The organism is Streptomyces sp. NPDC050388, from assembly GCF_040655635.1.
GTDB lineage: Bacteria > Actinomycetota > Actinomycetes > Streptomycetales > Streptomycetaceae > Streptomyces.
The window spans coordinates 1-3,817 of record NZ_JBFAKH010000210.1; the positions used below are offsets into that span (position 1 = coordinate 1).

Sequence of the window (3,817 nt, forward strand, 5' to 3'; positions counted from 1 at the left end):
CGGAAGATCCGGAGGGCATGCTGCCACACGGAGCGGCCGGCCGCAGGAGGCGGATTCCGTGCAAATCCCTTGCGCCAGACGAGTTCTGCACACATTGCCGCGCCCAGGGTCCGGGCCGTCTCCCTGATCTGCGTCGGTTTATCGGTGTGGTTTCGGTATTTGAGGTGTCAGTGCTCCGGGGTGGTGTGGGCCCTGGTCGGGAGGGTGACGGCCGGTGTCGCGCCGCTGACGGTGGTTGCCGGTTTCACGCTGACGTTTTTGACGGATCGCCGAGTCGTTGTGTTGCCGATCGGTATCACGGCTCGGTGTTCGTGCTGTTCAGTACCCCGTTGAGGGCCATCCCCGCGGGCGCGGGGAGCACTACGCCGACGGCGAGGTGTGGGCGATCAACCCGGGACCATCCCCGCACGGGCGGGGAGGCGCCGGGCGCTGGGGACAGCACGGGGCGTGCAGGGAGGGGGGTGGGCAACGGCCCCGCCGTTGAGCCCGTCCGTCAGGTCGTGTTGATCAGGGCGCGGCCGACGGGTGTCATGGTGTGGAGGACCGCCTTGTGGTGGCGTGTGGTGGTGATAAGGCCCGCCTGCCGCAGGACCGTCGCGTGCTCGCTGGCGGTGGACACCGAGACCCCCGCCGTGGTCGACAACTCCGTTGTGGTGCAGCCGGCCCGGTCCGCGACGGTGAGCAGGATGGCGGCCCGGGTCCGGCCCAGCAGCTGCGCCAGCGTCACGGCAGCGCCCGTGCGCGGCCGCACGAGGTCGGGCAGCGGGGCATCGGACGAGGCGGGATAGAAGAGCATCGGCTGCGGCTGGGCGTCCGGGACGATGACCGGGGCGTCCGTGCCGAAGACGGAAGGCACCAGGAGCAACCCCTGTCCGGCCAGGTGCAGGTCGGCGTCGATCCCCGAGGCCATGGTCACCGACAGCACAGGGGACTCCCAGCGGATCTGCCGCGGATGCAGCCGCGCCAGCACCCGCTCCACCCCGCCGTGCAGGAAGTGTCCGGCGCGCAGGGTGCTGTCGGCCTTCAGCCGGGACTCCATCTGGGACCGGTACGGGGCCAGCAGGACGCCGTGGGCCGCGGTCAGGCCGTCCACGAACTGCTGGAGCACGGCGGGGTCCTCGCCGAGCAGCCGGGTCCACCGCGGCACGGGCTGCCGCGCGGTGAGGTCCGCCAGCTCGCCGCGCAACCGGCGGCGGGGGGGTGGCGCGGATCTGCTCCAGTAGTTCCTCCGGCTCCCCCGCCGCGGGCGGGGCCAAAAAGTCGGGCACCCAGCCGTGGGACGGTGTCAGCTCGAACGCCGGCCGGGCCGCGGCCGGCAGCTGCGCCGCGGTCTCGCGGCGCCACGCCCGCAGGCGCGGGGGCGGGGTCGTGTTCCGCCAGACCCGCAGGGCGATGCTCAACTCCTGCAGCGGACGGAAGGCGGATGCCACCCGGGTTCTGCCCAGGTCCTCGACCGTGAAGTGGATCCGAAGCGCCACGCCCGCTCCCCCTCCTGGTCACCGGCACGAGCGGGCTCAGCCTCTTCGAGTCGGCCGGGGTTTTCAAACCGGCGCCCCGCACCGCGCCACGCGCAGGGGTCGCCGGGATGGAGCCGAGGGGGCGCACGTCCGCCCGCGGCGCTTTCCTGGGCCCTCCCGGTAGGCGGGCGGTGCGTCCGTACCGCCGTACCTCGTGGCCGTGCCGTCTTGCTTGATGGTTTCGGCCCAGGCCGAAACGTCTTCGCCTTCCCCACCCGGTCGCCGCAGACTGACGGCGCCAGCAATGAATTGGCGAGGTCATGGCACGTGGCCATGACGGGTGGGAGGAATGAAATGTCTGTATGGCGGCGAATGGCGCTGACGGCGGCCACCATCACGGCTGTGGGTGCTGGGCTGTTGGGCGTGCCGGCTACTGCTTCGGCCGCTTCGGTCGCTCCGGCGTCCCTCTACAACTGCACCCACAGGCTCGTCGAGGGCAGTCTGGGACACAAGGGAGCGGCGGTGACCTGCCAGGGCGGAGCGAACGACTACTTCCGCGGCGGCGTCGACTGTAAGCGATTCGACAATGGGTACGAATACACTCACTGGGGTCCGATAGTCCGAGCTGGGCAGACGTCGACGGTGTGGTGCGACTACGGAGCCAAGGTGATACGCGTCGTTTACACCGAGGCCTGAGCCGGTCTCCGAACTGGACTTGCCTGTCCCGACATACGTCGGTTCTCATCGTCGCGGACCGTACGAGCTGTCGAAGCCCCCGTTGTTGTCTCAGCCTCAATAATGTTTGAGCAGAAGATCGCGTAACGGTGAGCTGGAAAGCACGGCAGCTGGTTTTGACGACGATGTGTTCAACAGGCCTCAGGCATGGGGAGGGGTGGAAGGGAATCGGACTCCCACTCCTCCACTCGTCCAGGGTGTGCCGCAGGGCCCGCCACGCGGCTCCTGCGGCGATTGCGGCGCACGGATCATGCTGGACCGGCCGGCCTTGGGGGACGGTGGGGCAGCCGCTAACGGCTGCCCCACCTGTTTCGTCCTCGCTGATGATTTGCGGCAGTTTGCCGCTATTTCTCAGGTGTTGATGTGCCAGTGATCTGGGCGCGCATCCCCCTCCCGCCGGGGGAGGATGCGCGCACTCATGCGTGTCAGGCGTACGAGTTGACGCTGACCGGCCACGACCCGGTGTACGGCACCCAGCCCTGGAGCGAGGCGGGGATGCCCACCCGGGTGTTGCAGTCGATCACCTGGAAGTGCAGGTGCGGCGCGGTCGACGCGCCCGTGCTGCCCGACCAGCCGATGACCCGGCCCTGCGGGACCCAGTCACCGGTGTTGTAGATGGCCCGGTTCAGGTGCGCGTAGTGGGTGCACTGGCCGTTCGAGTGCCGGATGATCACCTCGATGCCGTTCTGCCAGTACGGGGACCAGTCCGAGACCAGGACCGTGCCGCCCTGCGCGGCGGAGACCTCGTAGTTCGCGGGGAGACCGAAGTCCCAGGCGTACTCGTTGTAGGGGCCGGTGTGCGAGTACGTGCCCTCCGGGCCCTGCGTGACCTGGTAGGCCTCGCCGGCCGGGCAGGGGAGCTCGTAGTAGTAATCCGCGGCTGAGGCCGGGGCGGCGCCGAACAGCATGATGCCCGCGGCCGCCACCACCGCACCCGCCATCGCGGAGAGTCGGCGCCGGGCTCCTGTCGTTCTGTTCACCGTGCAACTCCTCTTCAGGGGGAGTTGACATGTTCATGAATATCTGGGGCGGGTGTCGAGGGGCGTGCCGCAACAGGCATGAGCCACGGCCTGCTAAGCCCATTCGATGCCCAGCTCTCGCAGTGCGCCGCGCTGTTCGGGGGTGAGTTTGTCGCGTCGGGTCTTGGTGTTGGAGATCCATACGCCCAGTTTCACGGTCACCGGTTCCGGCTCGCCGTCGACCGTGATCTGTTCGCTGTGGCCGCGCGGTACAGGCCGGTCCGGGCCTTCCCGTTCGACCCATTGTGTGAGGGCCGTGAGTCCGCGTTGGAATGCCTGCTGTGCCTTGCCCGGCCCCTTCGACGCACCCCTGGCTGCCGGGGCGGGTACCGGCGCTTCCACGGGTGTCACGCCCAGTTTGGAGAGTCGTTGCTGTTGCTCGGTGGACAGTTGCGTCCAGGTGCTCGGCTGTTTCTGCCGCTTCAGCCATCGTCCGATGTCGTCGCCGTCCATCAGCGCCCCGGGTGCGATGTCGGGCAGTACACCGTCGGCGTCGACCAGGTCGGCGAGGACGCGGTGGTGGCGTTGCCAGTCCAGTGGCCAGGGGCAGTCCCAGTCCGGGTCGATCGCCGCCAGCTGCTGCGCGCGTACCGCGGCCCGCTCCGG

Annotated in this window: 3 protein-coding genes; all 3 read right to left on the minus strand. The window is 69.2% G+C overall.

All coding sequences use genetic code 11. From position 1 onward, the window contains the following. Positions 1-493 precede the first annotated feature (493 nt). The gene (locus tag AB0I73_RS40630; protein WP_363045409.1) at positions 494-1,186 is read right to left on the minus strand and encodes a winged helix-turn-helix domain-containing protein; all 693 of its coding nucleotides are present in this window, start codon (positions 1,184-1,186) and stop codon (positions 494-496) included. 1,431 nt (positions 1,187-2,617) lie between these two features. Beyond that, entirely contained in the window at positions 2,618-3,172 is a 555-nt protein-coding gene (locus tag AB0I73_RS40635) for a M23 family metallopeptidase (RefSeq protein ID WP_363045410.1), read from the minus strand. 93 nt (positions 3,173-3,265) lie between these two features. Further along, on the minus strand, positions 3,266-3,817 hold a 552-nt coding region (locus AB0I73_RS40640), incomplete at its 5' end, for a helicase associated domain-containing protein (RefSeq protein ID WP_363045411.1).